General features: G+C 51.5%; 16 protein-coding genes and 1 tRNA gene. 11 read left to right on the top strand and 6 right to left on the bottom strand.

Annotation, left to right across the window (positions count from 1 at the left end; all coding sequences use genetic code 11):
- Positions 1–66: 66 nt before the first annotated feature.
- The 8 genes from gpmI to Q0R57_RS03010 all read left to right on the top strand — a co-directional run bounded on the left by gpmI (position 67) and on the right by Q0R57_RS03010 (position 8,175).
- Entirely contained in the window at positions 67–1,587 is a 1,521-nt protein-coding gene (gene gpmI, locus Q0R57_RS03045) for a 2,3-bisphosphoglycerate-independent phosphoglycerate mutase (RefSeq protein ID WP_294743792.1), read from the top strand.
- Positions 1,587–2,195: a hypothetical protein gene (locus Q0R57_RS03040; protein WP_294743791.1), complete on the top strand. Its 609-nt coding sequence runs from the start codon at positions 1,587–1,589 to the stop codon at positions 2,193–2,195. The genes gpmI and Q0R57_RS03040 overlap by 1 nt, the downstream gene beginning before the upstream one ends.
- Complete coding sequence (locus Q0R57_RS03035) at positions 2,192–2,857, top strand: uracil-DNA glycosylase (protein ID WP_294743789.1); 666 nt, start codon at positions 2,192–2,194, stop codon at positions 2,855–2,857. The genes Q0R57_RS03040 and Q0R57_RS03035 overlap by 4 nt, the downstream gene beginning before the upstream one ends.
- Positions 2,851–3,504, top strand: coding sequence for a DUF3109 family protein (locus Q0R57_RS03030; protein ID WP_294743787.1), 654 nt, complete (start codon positions 2,851–2,853; stop codon positions 3,502–3,504). The genes Q0R57_RS03035 and Q0R57_RS03030 overlap by 7 nt, the downstream gene beginning before the upstream one ends.
- 118 nt (positions 3,505–3,622) lie before the next feature.
- Positions 3,623–4,057 (top strand): dUTP diphosphatase, encoded by a 435-nt coding sequence (dut, locus tag Q0R57_RS03025; protein WP_294743785.1) that lies wholly within the window; start codon positions 3,623–3,625, stop codon positions 4,055–4,057.
- Positions 4,054–5,751: a tetratricopeptide repeat protein gene (locus Q0R57_RS03020; protein WP_294743783.1), complete on the top strand. Its 1,698-nt coding sequence runs from the start codon at positions 4,054–4,056 to the stop codon at positions 5,749–5,751. The genes dut and Q0R57_RS03020 overlap by 4 nt, the downstream gene beginning before the upstream one ends.
- Positions 5,748–6,635: a DUF4292 domain-containing protein gene (locus Q0R57_RS03015; RefSeq protein ID WP_294743781.1), complete on the top strand. Its 888-nt coding sequence runs from the start codon at positions 5,748–5,750 to the stop codon at positions 6,633–6,635. Before Q0R57_RS03020 ends, Q0R57_RS03015 begins: the two co-directional genes overlap by 4 nt.
- A 13-nt stretch (positions 6,636–6,648) precedes the next feature.
- Complete coding sequence (locus Q0R57_RS03010; protein WP_294743779.1) at positions 6,649–8,175, top strand: peptidoglycan DD-metalloendopeptidase family protein; 1,527 nt, start codon at positions 6,649–6,651, stop codon at positions 8,173–8,175.
- On the opposite strand, the gene Q0R57_RS03005 is transcribed toward Q0R57_RS03010, so the two are convergent.
- From Q0R57_RS03005 to recO, 3 genes are all read right to left on the bottom strand, one after another.
- The gene (locus Q0R57_RS03005; RefSeq protein ID WP_294743776.1) at positions 8,165–9,226 is read right to left on the bottom strand and encodes a M20 family metallo-hydrolase; all 1,062 of its coding nucleotides are present in this window, start codon (positions 9,224–9,226) and stop codon (positions 8,165–8,167) included. The two genes, Q0R57_RS03010 and Q0R57_RS03005, sit on opposite strands and share 11 nt — an antisense overlap.
- Positions 9,227–9,238: 12 nt before the next feature.
- A complete protein-coding gene (locus Q0R57_RS03000; RefSeq protein ID WP_294743775.1) occupies positions 9,239–11,212 on the bottom strand; it encodes a HAMP domain-containing sensor histidine kinase in 1,974 nt (657 codons plus the stop codon).
- A 161-nt stretch (positions 11,213–11,373) separates the two neighbouring features.
- Positions 11,374–12,099, bottom strand: a complete 726-nt coding sequence (recO, locus tag Q0R57_RS02995) for a DNA repair protein RecO (protein ID WP_294743773.1) — start codon at positions 12,097–12,099, stop codon at positions 11,374–11,376.
- Positions 12,100–12,203: 104 nt separating this feature from the next.
- Here recO and Q0R57_RS02990 point away from each other — a divergent pair.
- From Q0R57_RS02990 to gyrB, 3 genes are all read left to right on the top strand, one after another.
- Positions 12,204–12,275 (top strand) — tRNA-Glu (locus Q0R57_RS02990).
- A gap of 158 nt (positions 12,276–12,433) precedes the next feature.
- Complete coding sequence (rpsT, locus tag Q0R57_RS02985) at positions 12,434–12,688, top strand: 30S ribosomal protein S20 (protein WP_294743772.1); 255 nt, start codon at positions 12,434–12,436, stop codon at positions 12,686–12,688.
- Positions 12,689–12,819: 131 nt separating this feature from the next.
- Positions 12,820–14,793, top strand: coding sequence for a DNA topoisomerase (ATP-hydrolyzing) subunit B (gyrB, locus tag Q0R57_RS02980; protein ID WP_294743770.1), 1,974 nt, complete (start codon positions 12,820–12,822; stop codon positions 14,791–14,793).
- 59 nt (positions 14,794–14,852) lie between these two features.
- On the opposite strand, the gene buk is transcribed toward gyrB, so the two are convergent.
- From buk to Q0R57_RS02965, 3 genes are read right to left on the bottom strand one after another with little or no spacing between them, the layout of a single operon-like run.
- Entirely contained in the window at positions 14,853–15,923 is a 1,071-nt protein-coding gene (gene buk, locus Q0R57_RS02975; RefSeq protein WP_294743768.1) for a butyrate kinase, read from the bottom strand.
- A gap of 33 nt (positions 15,924–15,956) precedes the next feature.
- Complete coding sequence (locus Q0R57_RS02970; protein ID WP_294743766.1) at positions 15,957–16,793, bottom strand: phosphate acyltransferase; 837 nt, start codon at positions 16,791–16,793, stop codon at positions 15,957–15,959.
- Positions 16,794–16,810: 17 nt separating this feature from the next.
- Positions 16,811–17,506, bottom strand: coding sequence for an NAD-dependent deacylase (locus Q0R57_RS02965; protein ID WP_294743764.1), 696 nt, complete (start codon positions 17,504–17,506; stop codon positions 16,811–16,813).
- Positions 17,507–17,511 lie beyond the last annotated feature (5 nt).

Genomic DNA, 17,511 nt, shown 5'->3' with positions numbered 1-17,511 from the left:
ACTCCCTAAAAATGTGTAACTTTGCAGCCCAAAAGCAGAGTTACACATTTTAATATATAAAGAACTATGGCAAAGAAAGCACTTTTGATGATTCTCGACGGATGGGGAATCGGACAGCATGGTAAGGGTGACGTGATTTTCAACACACCAACGCCTTATCTGGATTATCTCACAGCAGTATCGGCTCACTCGCAGTTGCAGGCCTCTGGTGAGGACGTGGGTCTGCCCGACGGACAGATGGGCAACTCGGAGGTGGGTCACCTCAATATCGGCGCAGGCCGAATCGTCTATCAGGACCTCGTGAAGATTAACCGTGCCTGCAAGGACGGCTCTATCGTGGAGAATCCTCAGGTGAAGGCTGCCTACACTTATGCGCAGCAGAACGGAAAAAAGCTGCACTTGATGGGCCTCTGCTCTGATGGTGGCGTACACTCTTCTTTGGATCATCTGTTCAAGCTCATCGAGGTTGGTAAGCACTACGGTCTGAAGAACCAGACTTTTGTTCATTGCTTCATGGACGGTCGCGACACCGACCCCAAGAGCGGTAAGGGCTTCATCGAGCAGGTGACGAAGGTATGCGCTGACAACGACGCCGCCATCGCCAGCATCGTAGGTCGTTTCTATGCTATGGACCGCGATAAGCGCTGGGAGCGTGTGAAAGAGGGCTACGACCTCATTGTCAACGGCACTGGTAAGCAGGCTACTGATATGGTGAAGGCCATGCAGGAGAGCTATGACGAGGGTGTTACCGACGAGTTCATCAAGCCTATCCACAACAGCAGCGTGAACGGTTGCATCGAGGAGGGCGATGTGGTTATCTTCATCAACTTCCGCAACGACCGCGCCAAGGAGCTCACCATCGTGCTCACCCAGCAGGATATGCCTGAGCAGGGCATGAAGACCATCCCTGGTCTGCAGTACTACTGCATGACACCGTACGATGCCAACTTCAAGGGCGTGCATATCCTGTTCCCCAAAGAGAACGTGGAGAACACCCTGGGCGAATACCTCAGCCAGCAGGGCAAGAAGCAGCTGCATACCGCTGAGACAGAGAAATATGCTCACGTCACCTTCTTCTTCAATGGTGGTCGCGAGGCTCCGTATGCCAATGAGGACCGCATCCTGGTGGCTTCACCAAAGGTGGCTACCTACGACCTGAAGCCAGAGATGAGCGCCTACGAGGTAAAGGACAAGCTGGTGGCTGCCATCGGCACCCAGCAGTATGACTTCATCGTGGTGAACTTTGCCAATGGCGATATGGTGGGTCACACAGGTATCTACAACGCTATTGCCAAGGCCGTTCATGCCGTTGACAACTGCGTGAAGGATGTCATCGAAGCTGCTAAGGCTAACGACTACGAGGCTATCATCATTGCCGACCACGGTAATGCTGACAACGCCATCAACGCTGACGGTACTCCTAACACCGCTCACTCGCTGAACCCTGTGCCCTTCATCTATGTCACCGATAATAACTCGGCTACTGTGAAGGATGGTCGTCTGGCCGACGTGGCTCCCTCTATCCTCCACATCATGGGACTGGAGCAGCCCAAGGATATGACTGGCGAAAATCTGATTTGTGACTAATGACCCAGCAGGAGTTTCAAGCTATTGTTGACAAGCATAAGCTTGATTTAGAAGAAGTGAGGGATCGTGCCTATATGCTGCACGAAAGCGTGAACCAGCATTACGACAAGAAGCATCCCTACGGCTTTCACCTCGACATGGTGGCAGACTCGGTGTTCAAGTACGGACACCTGGTCTGCCAGCAGGAGGCTGACATCCTGCCGCTCTTCTTCGCAGCCTACTATCACGACAGCATCGAGGATGCACGCATGACCTATAATGATGTGACCAGGGCGGCACGTCTCTTTATGAACGACGACCAGGCCTATATGGCTGCTGAGATGGTCTATGCGCTGACTAATGATAAAGGTCGCACTCGAGCCGAAAGGGCAGGCGAGCGTTACTATCAGGGCATCCGCGAGACGCCCTATGCTCCCTTCTTGAAGCTGGCCGACCGTCTGGCTAATATCACCTATAGCTTCACGCATAGCAACGACTCGAACCATCACATGAAGGATGTCTATCGTGAGGAGTTGCCCCATTTCCTCGAAGCCATCAACGCCCATAGCGACGACCCCCATTTTGCCCTGCCGCAGGAGATGATAGACCATATCAACGAATTGCTATGAACGTACAGATAGAGGAGTCGTGGAAGCAGCATCTGCAGGGCGAATTCGAAAAGCCTTACTTCGCAGGCCTTACAGAGAAGGTTAGGCAGGAGTATGGCGCTGGTATGTGCTATCCTCCTGGACGTCTCATCTTCAATGCCTTCAACCTGTGTCCGTTTGATCAGGTGAAGGTGGTAATAATCGGACAAGACCCTTATCACGAGCCAGGACAGGCTCACGGACTGAGCTTCTCTGTGCAGGATGGCGTGATGTTTCCGCCCTCTTTGCAGAATATCTTCAAGGAGATAGAACAGGACCTCGGCACCCCAATGCCACAGAGCGGAGACCTGACGCGCTGGGCCAAGCAGGGCGTGCTGCTGCTCAATGCTACGCTGACCGTCAGGGCCCATCAGGCCAACAGTCACGCCACGCTGGGTTGGCAGACCTTTACCGATGCCGCCATCAAGGCGCTGGCCACAGAACGCACGCATCTGGTGTATATGCTGTGGGGCGGATTTGCCCGTTCCAAGGCCAATATGATTGATAAACAGAACAATTTGGTGCTCGAATCCGTACACCCTTCGCCCTTGAGTGCGAATCGTGGCGGCTGGTTCGGACAGCATCAGTTCTCACGTTGTAATCAGTATCTTACTGAACAGGGAAAGGAGCCCATTCAATGGTAAATGCTTTGCCGCCAATATTGGAGGTTGGGGGAGTACTTATCTCGTCTGACATCCTCACGGAGCTGTTCTGCTGCGACCTGGAGGTGTGCAAGGGTGAATGCTGTATAGAAGGCGATGCTGGTGCCCCTGTGACGCTCGACGAGGTGATGGAGATTGAGAATTGCGTCGATGATGTGTGGGGCGATCTCTCGGCTTCGGCGCAGGCTGTCATCGACAAGCAGGGAGTAGCCTATACTGATCAGGAGGGCGACCTCGTCACCAGTATTGTCAATGGTAAGGACTGTGTGTTCACCTGCTATGATGATATCGACGTGGAAGGGAAAATAATCCATAACTGTTGTCTCTGTGCGCTCGAAAAAAGAGCAAGGGCGGTAGCAAAATCTCAATTCTCAATTTTCAATTCTCAATTTGTTAAGCCCATCAGTTGTGCCCTCTATCCCATTCGCGAAAAAGTATTCTCTGATGGTACAGTAGCGCTCAACTATCACCGCTGGGAAATCTGCAAGTGCGGACGCGACAAAGGCAAGGCGCTGAACCTGCCCGTCTATCAGTTTCTGAAAGCGCCGTTGGTGCGTCGTTTTGGCGAGGCGTGGTATCAGGAACTCTGCGATGTGGCCAGCGAACTAAAGCAGCAGGGTTATCTCTAAAAACCCTTGTGGCTATCCTTGGATAGCCTATTTATCACCCTGAAACACATTTTAGCAAAAAAAATATGGCGGTTTCAAGATTAATCGCTAATTTTGCACCTTAATATATAAGCAAGTTATGAAAGTTCAAGTTGTAAACAAAGGGCACCAGCCCCTGCCAGCCTATGCCACCGTGCAGAGCGCAGGTATGGATTTGCGTGCCAATATAGACGAACCCATCGTGTTGAAACCCCTTGAGCGTCGACTCATTCCAACAGGATTGCATATCGCTTTGCCTGCTGGTTATGAGGCTCAGGTGCGTCCTCGCAGCGGGCTGGCTTTGAAGAAGGGTATCACCGTGCTGAACTCGCCTGGCACCATCGATGCCGACTATCGTGGTGAGGTGGGCGTGCTGCTCATCAACCTGTCGCAGGAGGACTTTGTGGTCAACGACGGCGAGCGTATTGCCCAAATGGTCATTGCCCGTCACGAGCAGGCGGAATTCGTAGAGGTTGACGTGCTCGACGAGACTGAGCGCGGCGAGGGTGGATATGGACACACAGGAGTGAAGTGAGAAAAGTACAAGTCATATTGTTCTGTTTGGCAGTTTGTCTGGGTATGTTTGCTCAGACCGATACCGAACGTCGGTATGAGTTGTTGTTCCACGAGGCTATGCTTGAAAGGCAGAAAGGTCATCATGATGCGACCTTCGACCTGTTGACGCGTTGTCTGGAACTAAGGCCCAATGCCTCTGAGACTTGTTTCTTCCTGGCCCAGTATTATGCCCAGATGAAGCAGACTGACAAGGCCGTAGAGCTCTTCAAACGTGCTGCAGACCTGAGTCCTGACAATATCACCTATATGGAAACGCTGGGTCGCTCGTATATCGGCAAGGAACAGTATGCCGACGCCATCCCCGTGTTCGAGAAGATGTACGAACAGGACAAGAGTCGTGAGGAACTGCTCGAGACCATCTACAGGCTGTATATCCAGGAGAAGGACTTTAAGAAGGCTATCGACGTGCTCGACAGAATGGAGACCATTGATGGTAAGAGCGAGCGTATCTCGCTGGCCAAGAGTGCGTTGTATGTGCAGATGGGCGACCATCAGAGTGCTGTGGAAGCCGTTAAGGCATTATCGGAAGAACATCCCTACGACATGAACTACCGCACACTCTATGCCAACACCCTAATGGGTAATGGTCAGTCTGATGCTGCCTATGAGGTGCTGATGTCGGTACTCAGCGAAGAGCCTGACAATGCCAAGGCACAGCAGTCGCTCAGGACCTATTTCATACAGATGGAAGATGAGGTCGCTGTAGACTCTATCACACAGCGCATCCTGATGAACCGTGCTACGGATACGGAGGATAAGGCCTATATGCTGCGACAGTTGATAGGTGAGAATGAACGTAGCGGTGGCGACAGCACCAGCGTGCTGAATATCTTCAACCAGATGCTGGCACAGCCCAATCCTGCTGTGGAGATAGCTATGCTCAAGGCTGCCTACATGGATTTGAAGCAGATGCCTCGCGATAGCATAGCAACGGCGCTGGAACTGGTACTTCAGATGGCTCCCGACTATGCGCCAGCCCGCTTGCAGTTGGTACAGTTTGCATGGGAAGCTGATGATGATGCCCGTATCATCAGCCTGTGTCAGGCTGCCCGTCAGTATAACCCAGAGGAGATGGCTTTCTACTATTATCAGGGTATGGCCTACTACCGTAGCGATGATAAGGATCATGCCTTGGAGGCTTTCCAGAATGGCATCAGCGTCATTAACGACGATAGCTCGCCAGAGATTGTGTCAGACTTCTATGCCGTGATGGGCGATATCCTCTTCCAGAAAGACCGCAAGCGCGAAGCTTTTGCCGCCTACGACTCCTGTCTGCAATGGAAGCCCGATAATATCAGTTGCATGAACAACTATGCCTACTACCTCAGTCTGAAGGGTGAGAACCTGGACAAGGCAGAGGAGATGAGTTTCAAGACCATCAAGGCCGAGCCGAAGAATGCCACCTATCTCGACACCTACGCTTGGATTCTCTTTATGCAGGGTCGCTATGCTGAGGCCCGCATCTATATTGACCAGGCTCTGCAGAACGACTCCACCATCGGGGCTGTGGTTACAGAACATGCTGGCGATATCTATGCGATGGCAGGCGATATCGAAGGTGCCGTCAGCCTGTGGCAGCAGGCGCTGGCTCAGGACCCTGACAATAAACTCATAGCACGCAAAATTAAACGGAAAAAATATATCAAACAATGAAGAGCTTAAACATATTGAAAGTGGTTGCACTGGCAATACCCCTGCTGGTGATGTCTTGTCATACTCACACAAAGGTTGTCAAGGATCAGCCTTTGACACCAGAACAAACACAGCAGGCCCTGCAAGCCATTCAAGAAGCTGAGCAGCAGGCTGCCTTCTTGGATAAGGTCAGCACGAGTGTTGCTAAGACGTCGAAGACGCAGTTTGTTACGTCGAAGCTGAAGTTCTCGATAGAATACGGACCGCAGCAGGTGACGCTGACGGGTAACCTGAAGATGAAGCGCGACGATGTCATCCAGTTGCAGCTCATGGCCTTCGGTTTCGTGGAGGCTGGACGTCTGGAGTTCACCAAGGACTATGTGCTGATTATCGACCGTATCAACAAGCAGTTCATCAAGGTGCCTTACAACTATGTGGACTTCCTTCGTAACAGCGGCATCAACTTCTATACCCTGCAGGCTCTGTTCTGGAACGAGATGTTCATGCCTGGCAAACAGACGGTGGATAAGACGATGTACGATAAGTTTACTACCAGTACCAGCGATAATGATATCATTATCAGTCTCGATGAGGGTAAGATGAACTATAGCTGGCTGGCCAACAGTCAGTCAGGTCGCATCAAGATGGCTAATATCTCCTATCGTGATGTGCTCAAGGGCAACACCCAGCTGAACTGGGATTATAACGCCTTCTCGAAGTTGGGCTCTATCTTGTTCCCAAGTGATATGGGTGTCACGCTGACTATGCCTGAGAAGGAAATCAAGTTGGGTATCAAGTTGAATTACCTAGGCAACGAGAGTGACTGGGAGACTCGCACCAAGGTGTCTGACAAATATCGTGAGGTTGATGTTGACCAGATTCTGCGTCGTTTCATGGCCCTATAATATATAATAAGGTATGCGGAAACTCGTTGTCTTACTTCTGGCATTGGTCATCTCTGTGGTAGCTCCGGCTCAAAAGTCGAAGAGCAGTAGTCAGTTGCGTAAAAAGACTACTACCACGCAGGTGCAGAAAAAGAAACAGCCTGCCAAGAAGCAGACCACGAAAAAACAGACTACCACGAAGAAGCAGTCGAAACCTCTGAGTGAGAGGGAGAAGATGCAGGCATCACAAAAGCAGTTGCGACAGGATATTGAGAACAAGAAAAAGAAGAGTGCCGAGCTGGACCGTCAGGTAAAGCAACAGATGCAGGACGTGTTGGTGCTGGGCAATGAGATTGACGATAAGAAACGACTCATCGATACCATCAAGACAGATATCGCCTCTTTGGACAGTAGCCTGGTTCTGCTGAATGCCCAGATGGACACCCTGCAGCATGAGTTGAAAGACTGTCAGGAGCGTTATGCCAACTCTGTCAGGTATCTTTATCGCAACCGCAAGTCGTATAACAAGGCAATGTTTGTGTTTAGTGCCGACAACGTCAATCAGATGTATCGCCGCTCGCGCTTCATGAAGGAGTATGCCACCTATCAGAAGGTACAGGGTGAGACGGTGAAACAGAAGCAAGCACAGGTGTCGGCCAAGCAGCATGAGATAGAAAGCAACCGCCACGAAAAGAGAAACCTACTGCAAAAGGGACAACGCGAACAGCAGAACCTGGAACAGAAACAGGCACAGCAGAAGCAGATGGTGGCGCAGCTTCAGAAAGAGCAACGCACCGTGCAGGAGCTCATCAAGAAAGAACAGCAGCAGGAGGCTGAGCTGAATGCAAAGATTGAAAAGCTGATTGCTGAGGAGATAGCTCGTGAAAAGGCACGTATCGAAGCCGAAAAGAAACGTAAGGCAGAGGAACTTGCCCGTAAGGAACGTGAGCGCAAGGAACGTGAACGCAAGTTGGCCGAGGCTAAGGCCAAGGAGGAGGAAGCTAAAGCGAAAGCTCGTGCTGCAAAGACCGAACGTGAAAAGGCTGAGGCTGCCCGCAAGGCTAAGGATGCTGAGGCTGCCCGTAAGACGGCAGAGCGTGATGTGGCTGCCACTCAGAAGGAAATCAAGCAATATGCTAATGCCGACCCAGACAAGCGTCTCACTGGTTCGTTTGCCAGCAACAAGGGCAAACTGCCCATGCCTATCACAGGTCCTTATCAGATAGTCCGTGGCTTTGGTTCAAATGTTGTTGAGGGTCTGGGAAATGTGCATCTGAGCAGCAAGGGTCTGTACCTCAAGGGACAGTCAGGTGCGATGGCCCGTTGTGTGTTCGACGGCGAGGTGAGCAAGGTCTATTCCACAGGCTCATCCTATATTGTGATGGTGCGTCACGGAAAGTATATCTCCGTCTATTGTGACCTGGCTTCCGTCAGCGTGTCGGCAGGTCAGAAGGTCACTACCAACCAGACTTTGGGTAAGCTGGGACCTTCTAACGTCATGCAATTCCAACTGCGCAACTGGACTGAGCTGCTCAATCCGCGTCCTTGGCTCAGGGGATAATCTTCAGATAAGTTTCGAGGGCTTGTTCTATTTCGCTGATGCAGATAAACTCATCGGCACTATGACTGCGTGCCGACTCGCCTGGTCCCAGTTTGAACGACGGGAATGGCATCAGAGCCTGGTCTGACAGAGTGGGGGAACCGAAGGGCTTCAGCCCCAGATCCGTACAGCGTTTCACCAATGGATGGTCTTCGGCAATGCTCGAAGAATGCAGACGGAACGAACGGACCTTTAGCTCGCAACGCTTCATTTGTTTCTGAAGGAAGGCAAACACATATTCATTCTGATAGAATTCATTGGTGCGCACATCGATGACGAAGTGCAGCACATCAGGAATCACGTTATGCTGTGTGCCACTCTCAACCTGCGTCACCGTCATCTTCGTGGCGCCCAGCAGCGGGCTCTCCTTGCGGAAGCGGTAGTCGCGAAGCCACATCAGGTCGTCAAGTGCTTCGTAGATGGCATTCACACCCTCGTTTCTTGCAGCATGTCCACTAACACCTTTGGCATAGCCGTCAATCACCATCAGTCCCTTCTCAGCAATGGCGGGCTGCATGCCAGTAGGCTCGCCCACGATGGCAACATCGATTTTCGGCAGAAGTGGTAACACACGCTCTATGCCGTTCTTGCCTGACACCTCTTCCTCGGCTGATGCCACAAACACCAGGTTATACTGACGATCGCTGTCTTTCAGGATGCGATACACCTGCATCAGGGTGACCAGTCCGCCGCCACAGTCGTTAGAACCCAGGCCGTAAAGACGGTCATCCTCTATTGAAGGCTGATGCGGATTGCGTGTCCAGGTCTGCACAGGTTTCACCGTGTCAATATGGGCGTTGAGCAATAGGGTGGGTTTGGCTTCATTGTAGTTGTCAGCCACAGCCCACAGGTTGTTAGCCTCACGTTTGGGGTTCAGCCCCCAGTTGGTCATCCACTCCTCAATCAGGTTGGAGGCTATAGCCTCGTTTCGACTGATGCGCGGTATGGCAATCAGCGCTTTCAGCAGTTCTACTGCATCGTTCACATATTGTCTCTTTTCCTCAGTACTCATAATATTTATATTTTAGGTTTTAATGATGTAGCGTGCGCCTTGTGTGTAAGTGGTGTCAATGGTGAGGGAGTATCCCATCGACAGAGCCAGGCTGCGGGCTAAGGGCAGACCAATGCCCAGGCTGTGTTCGTTGGCCGAGAGATGTACGAACGGTACGAAGATGCGCTCGGCATCGGCGGCAGGAATGGTTGGTCCCTCGTTGCTGACGGATATAGAATAGGTGTCGTCAGCCTCGGCATGGACACTTAACAGCACGGTGTCGCCTGTGGCATATTTGATGACATTATCGAGCAGACTGTTTGTCAACTCCTGCAGCAAGGGGTTGGTGTCTATCTTCGCATCCTCAGGCACGTTGGTACTAAACTCAATGGTCTTGGGCTTGGTCCTGAAGTGCTGGTCGTAGCTGTTGATAATGGAGCGCATGATTTCGTTTATCGCTACATGATCGTTCTTGGGGATGGGCTTTTCATCGCCATAGAGGCTGTAGAGCACAAGCTTGCGGGTAGAGGTGGCCACATTATAGGAATCGCGACAGATGGCAGAACGCAGCTGCATGTATTCGTCGTGGGGCAGCTGTCCGTCGGACTCGATGATGACCTCGGCAGAACCTATCAACGTCTGCAGCGGCGAGCGGAGCGCATCCTGACAGATACGTTTCTCCTCATCGGTGATGGCCGAGTCGCCACGCATATAAGAGTCGAGCACAGGGTCCATCAGCGACTCGATACTGTGGGCAGCGGCCACGATATCGGCGTATCGCTTGCTGCGTTCCTCGGGCTTCAGCTTGAATTCGGGGTCGTTGAAGATGCGTGCATAATTCAAGAGCACATCGATAGGCGACTTCAACTTGTCCAGAATGGTGGATACGAAGGCGTGGCGGATGGCCTGTCCTGCTTCGGTGCGGCGGCGAGCCTCCTGCAGCTGCAGGAACTGCTCCTTGAGTCGGCGGTTCTTGAAATAGCGATAGATGAGCATGCATATAAGCAGGACGATGATGCACGAGGCCAGCGCGGCTATCGTCATCATCTGCTTGTGGCATAGTTCGGCCTTGTCCTGTTCGGCCTGTAGCAGGTCGATGTCGTGCGACATATCCATCACATGCTCTTCGAGCACCTCACGCTCGTCGGCTTGCTTCAGACTGTCTTTCAGCTCGGCGGAGCGGTAAGCCTTTTCCCAGTCGCCCATCTTCTCGTAGACATCCATGCGCAACTCGGTAGCTACCTGCGGCACATTGACAGAGTCGCACCAGGCCAGAGCCTGCTTGTAGTCTTTGTTAAACAGATGATAGCATACCATTACCTGCTGAAGATTGGCTGGATTGAACTGCGAAGGGTTGTTCTGGCGGATACTGTCGTAGCGGGCAAAATACTGATTAAAGGCTTCGCGGTCGTCAAGACGGCTGGCCAGAATACAGCGATAGCCCAACACGCCGCTGTCGAACATCGGGTTCTCGAGCATAGCCTGTGGCAGACTGTCCAGACAAGCCATCGCCTCTTGGGGCTGGTTGAAGCTAAGCACCTGAGCCAGCGAGAGATAGCAGTTGAACACAGCCATTATGTCATTCTTCTTGTCGATGCCCTGCAACGCACGGCGGAAGTAAGTCTCGCCCATCTCAGGAAGGTTCCTTCCGCTATAGAAGAATCCCAGACACATGTTAGCTATATATAGGTATTGCTCCTGACGGCGCTCGCGGATGTCTTCAGTAATTTTGTGAGACTCGGTAAAGGCACGATGGAAGTGCTTGTTGTTTACGTCGTAGATCACGCGGTTCATCCATACGCGATAGTACTTCTCCCAATCCTGGTTCTTTGCAATATGGTCCAGAAAAGCCTGATGGACGCTGTAGAAAGCCGAGTCGTTGCCACTCACCTGTGCCTCTTGAACACGCATGGCCAGCTCTTGTTCGATGTCGGCGGCAATGGCCTTTCCTCCACCTACAAACATCAGGATTACAACAAACAGTAATTGAAAAAGATTTCGTTTCATGATGCTTTATCTGTTTTTGAGAGTACAAAGGTACGCATTTTTTTTGTGGTAACAAAACAAACAATCATTTTTTGCTTTTTTAAGAATCAGGTCTGAGAGTGTAAGGGATAGGGATGTTAATAGTAAAACAACTTGTTTTACTGTGAGAGTGATGGGATGTATTACTGAAAGAGCTCTTGCAGAACAGACAAGGAGCGGAGCTCTGGGAACTGAGGGATGTGCAGGCGGTAGTAGAGGATGAGGAGCTCGAGGATGCGGTTGCGGTCGGCCCGGCTTAGGCGGAAGAGGTGCATGGAGACGAAGTCCATACGCATCAAAAGTTGGATGCGGGCAGCCTCCTGGGGCATGAGGAAGTCGCGATGGACGGGTGCCGAGGGGCAGAAGACGGCAGCGCGCAAGTCAAAGAAGTCGCCCTCGCAATAGACCTCGATATTGGGATAGAAACCCAGAAAACGGCTGAGGTGCATGAGGAAGACGAGATGGAAGTTGGCATAGTCGTGCTCGCGGCTATCGAGCCATTCAATGCTGCTGCGCACATAGTCGAAGAGGGGCTCGTTCTGCTGCTCGTCGCGCAAGGCGTAATGTAGGAACTCGCTGACAAACAGTCCGATGGCCAGCTTGGATGGTTCGGAAAGCAGAGAGGGTAGGGGCGAGAGGAGCGAGACCTCGCTGATTTTCTGCAGGTTGGCCTGCTGGCGGATGTCGGCTTCTATATTTAATAAGGTGAGTGGCTGGAAATACTGCTTCTTCAACTTGGCATGAGGTGAGCGTGGCAACTGTACGGCAAACGACAGTCGTCCATACTGGCGAGTGAACATATCGACGATGATTTTCTGCTCACCATACTTAAGTGAATGTAGCACAATGGCTTCCGTTTTAACCTTCACGGCTGCGAAATTAGCAAAAAAAATACAAAAACAAGCATTTTCCTTTAAGAAAATTTGGCAGAATGGAGAAAAAGCAGTACTTTTGCACCCGCTTTAAGCATCGGGGTCCCTTCGTCTATCGGTTAGGACGAGAGATTTTCATTCTCTAAAGAGGAGTTCGACTCTCCTAGGGACTACAAACTTAAATCCGCCATCTGCGCAGCGATGCGCTACTTTTGTATAAAGAGGACAGCGGTGGCGGAGGGCTCTGAAAAGAGTCTGCCCAGGGCTTCCTTTCGAGGTGCAAGACCCCTAAGCTTTAATTTATCATCACAATTCAAACTAAAAAATTAAAATGGCAAACCACAAATCATCGGTGAAGAGAATTCGCCAGGACAAGAAAAAGGCACTGCACAACAAGTACTATGCCAAGACCATGCGTAACGCTGTTCGCAAGCTGCGCGCAATGACCAACAAAGAAGAGGCTACTGCCCTCTATCCCAAAGTTCAGAAGATGCTGGACAAACTGGCTAAGACCAATATTATTCACAAGAACAAGGCTGCAAACCTGAAGTCAAGCCTCGCTCTCCACGTGAATAAGCTGGCTTAATAGGCCATTGAAAATAAAAATATGCCGCGCAAGTTAGCTTGTGCGGTTTTTTTATTGTTTTTTGGCATGAAAAAATTCGTTTAATTCGCTTTTTATTTGTACCTTTGCACCAAATTAGGACATTAAACAAAATGGCAGAAGAACTGAATCAAACAGAGCAGAATTATTCCGCGAGTAATATTCAGGTGCTCGAGGGATTGGAAGCCGTGCGCAAGCGTCCGGCAATGTATATTGGCGACATCAGTGAGAAGGGTTTGCATCACCTGGTCAACGAGACTGTCGACAACTCTATCGATGAGGCTATGGCGGGCTATTGCACGCACATTGAAGTAACTATTAACGAAGATAACTCCATCACTGTTCAGGACAACGGACGTGGTATCCCTGTCGATGAGCACGAGAAGATGCACAAGTCGGCTTTGGAGGTCGTTATGACAGTGCTCCATGCCGGTGGTAAGTTCGACAAGGGCTCCTATAAGGTGTCTGGTGGTCTGCATGGTGTGGGTGTCAGCTGTGTGAACGCCCTCTCGACTCACATGCTTTCGCAGGTATATCGTGATGGTAAGATCTATCAGCAGGAATACGAAAAGGGTAAGCCTCTCTATCCCGTAAAGGTGGTGGGCGAGACTGAACTGCGTGGTACACGCCAGCAGTTCTGGCCCGATGGTACCATTTTCACCACCACAGAATATAAGTACGACATCATCGCAAAGCGTATGCGTGAATTGGCCTACCTGAATGCTGGCATCACTATCACGCTGAAGGATATGCGTCCCGATGAGGAAGGCAACCTGAAGCAGGAGGTGTTCCACGCAAAGGAAGGTCTGAAGGAGTTTGTGCGCTACGTGGACCGTCATCGTACCCACCTCTTCGACGACGTCATCTATCTGAAGACAGAGAAGCAGGGCGTGCCCATCGAGGTGGCTGTGATGTACAACACCGATTACAGCGAGAATATCCACTCTTACGTCAACAATATCAACACTATCGAGGGTGGTACCCACCTGCAGGGTTTCCGTATGGCATTGACCCGTACGCTGAAGAAATATGCCGATGATGACCCACAGATATCGAAGCAGATTGAGAAGGCCAAGATTGAGATTGCTGGTGAGGACTTCCGTGAGGGTCTTACTGCCGTTATCTCTATCAAGGTTGCTGAGCCTCAGTTTGAGGGACAGACCAAGACCAAGCTGGGTAACAGTGAGGTGGCTGGTGCTGTGCAGCAGGCCGTGGGTGAGGCCCTCACCAACTATCTGGAGGAGCATCCTAAGGAGGCTAAGCTCATCTGCGACAAGGTGGTGCTGGCTGCCACAGCCCGTATCGCTGCCCGCAAGGCCCGTGAGAGCGTACAGCGCAAGAACCCCATGAGTGGTGGTGGTCTGCCTGGTAAGCTGGCCGACTGTTCGAACAAAGACCCCAAGACTTGTGAGATCTTCCTCGTCGAGGGTGACTCGGCAGGTGGTTCTGCCAAGCAGGGACGCGACCGTCATTTCCAGGCTATCCTGCCTCTGCGTGGTAAGATCCTGAATGTGGAGAAGGTACAGTGGCACCGCGTGTTCGAGGCCGAGTCTGTGATGAATATCATCCAGAGTATCGGCGTGCGCTTCGGCGTTGAAGGCGAAGGCGACCGCGAGGCCAATATCGATAAGCTGCGTTACGACAAGATCATCATCATGACCGATGCCGACGTCGATGGCTCGCACATCGACACGCTGATTATGACGCTCTTCTATCGTTTCATGCCTCAGGTTATCCAGGGTGGACACCTCTATATTGCTACGCCGCCGCTCTATAAGTGCACTTACAAGAAGTTCTCAGAGTACTGCTACACCGAGCAGCAGCGTCAGGCCTTCATCGATAAGTATGTGGCTGGTGACGAGAACTCTTCTGCCCTGCACACTCAGCGCTACAAAGGTCTTGGTGAGATGAACCCCGAGCAGCTGTGGGAGACTACCATGAATCCTGAGAACCGCCTGTTGAAGCAGGTAACTATTGAGAATGCTGCTGAGGCTGACGAGATCTTCTCTATGCTGATGGGCGACGATGTAGAGCCACGCCGTGAGTTCATCGAGAAGAACGCTACCTACGCTAATATCGACGCGTAATAATACCTATCATAATAAAAGTAGGCTGACTTCATTTCGAGGTCAGCCTACTTTCTTTTTTATTCATAAACTTTCACGTCGCGTTGTCCTCGCATTACGGCGAGAGCATTCAGGGCCAGCGCCTCCATCTCGTCTTCACCTGGGAAACAATAGGTGGGGGCCAGGAACTCGATACGCTGGCGCAGACGACTGATGACATATTCAGAGCGTGCCAGACCACCAGTGAGCAGGATGGCATCGACCTTGCCGCAGAACACGGCCCCTAAGCCCACGATATTCTTAGCCACATGGTAAATCATGGCGTTGAGAATCATCTCTGCATGCTGGTCGCCGTTGGCTATGCGCTGCTCAATCTCTTTCACATTGCTGGTACCAAGGTGGGCGTTCAGTCCTGCCTTGCCTGCCAAGCGTTTCAGCAATTGCTTCTCAGAGTATTTTCCGCTAAAGCTCAATCGAATCAGGTCGGCAGCAGGCAGACTACCTGCACGCTCTGGCGAGAAGGGACCCTCACCGTCGAGTGCATTGTTGGCATCAACGGCACGTCCATGCTGATGGGCAGCCACTGAGATGCCGCCACCTAAGTGACAGATAATCAGGTCGAGGTCCTCATAGCGTTTGCCAATTTCGTTGGCAAAACGACGTGCAATGGCCCTTTGGTTAAGAGCATGCCAGATGCAGATGCGGTTCATCAGGGGCGAGCCGCTGATACGTGCGTAGTCGTTCAGTTCATCCACCACGCCAGGGTCGGCGATAAACGAACGGCAGCCAGGAATGCCTTGGGCAATGTCATGAGCAATAAGACAGCCCAGGTTGCAGGCATGATTATGCATGGCAATACCGTTGAGGGTGTCGTCGAGCATCTGTTGGTTAATCTCGTAGACACCACCAGCAATGGGCTTTACTAGTCCACCGCGGCCTATGACGGCTTCGAACTGCATGGAAACATTCATGCGTTCCAATTCGTCAAGCACCAGTTGCTTGCGATAGTCTAGCTGGTTTAGCACATCATCGCCAAACTTCGCCAGTTCCTCGTTGGTATGGGTAATGCCACGAAGTATCATAGGTTTCTCGTCTTCGAAGACTGCCATCTTCGTTGACGTAGAACCTGGGTTAATCACTAGTATATACATTAGATTTGAGGTCTTAGGTTTGAGACTATGGATTTAGACGCATGCCAGGGCTAAAGAATAGAACTTGTTGTCAGGTGAGTCGGCACGTGAGGTCAGCACCACTGGCACCTGCGGACCTTGCAGGATAGCGGCTGTCTGGGCCTCGCAGAAGAGTGTGATGGTCTTGTAAAAGACGTTGCCAGCCTGGATGTCAGAGAAAATGAGTCCGTCGGAACGACCTTCCAGCGGTGAGCTCAGTCCTTTCTTGTGCAGGGCGGCAGGCGAGAGCGATGTCTTCAAGTCGAGCGGACCATCGACAATGCAGGGACCGAAGGCACCCGTCTTCGTCTTTTCTACTAACTCCTGATACTCCACCGTGCAGGGGAAATGCTTGGGGTTAACTTTCTCTGAACAACTGATGAGGGCAATGCGCGGCTCTTCGACCCCCATTTTCCTGCAGAGTCCCAGCAGATAGATCAACTGCTGCTCGCGCTGTTCTTTGGTGGGGTAGGGAATCACAGCTACATCGGTTATAAACAGCAGCTTTTCATACATCGGCAGCTTGGCGCAGGTTAGATGGGTCAGCACCTGGCCCTTGGGCAGTATGCCACACTCTTTGTTCAGGATAGCTTTCAGCAGGTTGTCGGTATTCAGCAGTCCCTTCATGATGACATCGGCCTTACCCTCGCGAACCAATGCAACTGCTTGTGCCGCAGCTATATCCACATCCTCGTTGTCCACAAAGATAGGCTCTGCAAAACCGGCCTCCTTAGCTCGCATCACAGCCCCTTTTGTACTCTCGTCTTGTCCGCAGACTACAGCCACTCTGCGTTTAACACCACTCGCTTTCAGATGTTCTGTCAGCTCGTCAAAACATTGTATTGCTTTCATGTTTATTTCCGAATAAATTAATTCATGAGTTTATCCCAAAGCTCTTTCATACCTTCGCTGGCGCCCTTTTGAATCTGTTTTACGTTAGAGCCTGCACTAACTGGATTGGGGTCGATGAGATAGATGGGGGTGCCGGGACGCACATAGTGAACGAGACCAGCAGCGGGGTACACGTTGAGGCTGGTGCCGATGATGATAAAGATGTCGGCAGTCTGAGCCTCTTCGGCAGCGGCAGAAATCATTGGTACGGCCTCGCCGAAGAATACGATGAAGGGGCGCAACAGCGAACCATCGCCAGCTTTGGTGCCAGGAGTAATCTCACAGTTATCGGGTGTGAGTGTCTGTTGATAACGGGGATCGTCGACATCACGACTTGAACAGACCTTCATCAGTTCGCCGTGTAGGTGGATAACATTAGAAGAGCCGGCCTGCTCGTGCAGGTTGTCGACATTCTGAGTGACGACGGTGACGTTGTACTTATCCTCAAGGGCAGCTACGAGCTTATGTCCCTCGTTGGGCTTCACGCCCCAGCACTTCTTACGGAGCATGTTATAGAAGTTAGTAACCAGGGTGGGGTCGGCCTCCCAACCCTCGTGGGTGGCCACTTTGGCAACGGGATATTCCTCCCACAGTCCGTCAGCATCGCGGAAGGTGCGCAGGCCGCTCTCTACTGACATGCCAGCACCAGTAAGGACTACAATTTTCTTTTTCATACTCA

The sequence above is a fragment of the uncultured Prevotella sp. genome (assembly GCF_946407605.1).
Lineage (GTDB): Bacteria > Bacteroidota > Bacteroidia > Bacteroidales > Bacteroidaceae > Prevotella.
The sequence above is the reverse complement of the archived record's forward strand: the minus strand, read 5'-3'. Positions and strand labels throughout refer to the sequence as shown.

Coding starts and splice junctions, on each gene's coding strand:
- dut (WP_294743785.1), top strand. CDS start 3,623: ATGAAAGTTCAAGTTGTAAACAAAGGGCACCAGCCCCTGCCAGCCTAT.
- Q0R57_RS03030 (WP_294743787.1), top strand. CDS start 2,851: ATGGTAAATGCTTTGCCGCCAATATTGGAGGTTGGGGGAGTACTTATC.
- gyrB (WP_294743770.1), top strand. CDS start 12,820: ATGGCAGAAGAACTGAATCAAACAGAGCAGAATTATTCCGCGAGTAAT.
- Q0R57_RS03035 (WP_294743789.1), top strand. CDS start 2,192: ATGAACGTACAGATAGAGGAGTCGTGGAAGCAGCATCTGCAGGGCGAA.
- Q0R57_RS03005 (WP_294743776.1), bottom strand. CDS start 9,226: ATGAGTACTGAGGAAAAGAGACAATATGTGAACGATGCAGTAGAACTG.
- Q0R57_RS02965 (WP_294743764.1), bottom strand. CDS start 17,506: ATGAAAAAGAAAATTGTAGTCCTTACTGGTGCTGGCATGTCAGTAGAG.
- gpmI (WP_294743792.1), top strand. CDS start 67: ATGGCAAAGAAAGCACTTTTGATGATTCTCGACGGATGGGGAATCGGA.
- Q0R57_RS03010 (WP_294743779.1), top strand. CDS start 6,649: ATGCGGAAACTCGTTGTCTTACTTCTGGCATTGGTCATCTCTGTGGTA.
- rpsT (WP_294743772.1), top strand. CDS start 12,434: ATGGCAAACCACAAATCATCGGTGAAGAGAATTCGCCAGGACAAGAAA.
- buk (WP_294743768.1), bottom strand. CDS start 15,923: ATGTATATACTAGTGATTAACCCAGGTTCTACGTCAACGAAGATGGCA.
- Q0R57_RS03015 (WP_294743781.1), top strand. CDS start 5,748: ATGAAGAGCTTAAACATATTGAAAGTGGTTGCACTGGCAATACCCCTG.
- Q0R57_RS02970 (WP_294743766.1), bottom strand. CDS start 16,793: ATGAAAGCAATACAATGTTTTGACGAGCTGACAGAACATCTGAAAGCG.
- Q0R57_RS03040 (WP_294743791.1), top strand. CDS start 1,587: ATGACCCAGCAGGAGTTTCAAGCTATTGTTGACAAGCATAAGCTTGAT.
- Q0R57_RS03000 (WP_294743775.1), bottom strand. CDS start 11,212: ATGAAACGAAATCTTTTTCAATTACTGTTTGTTGTAATCCTGATGTTT.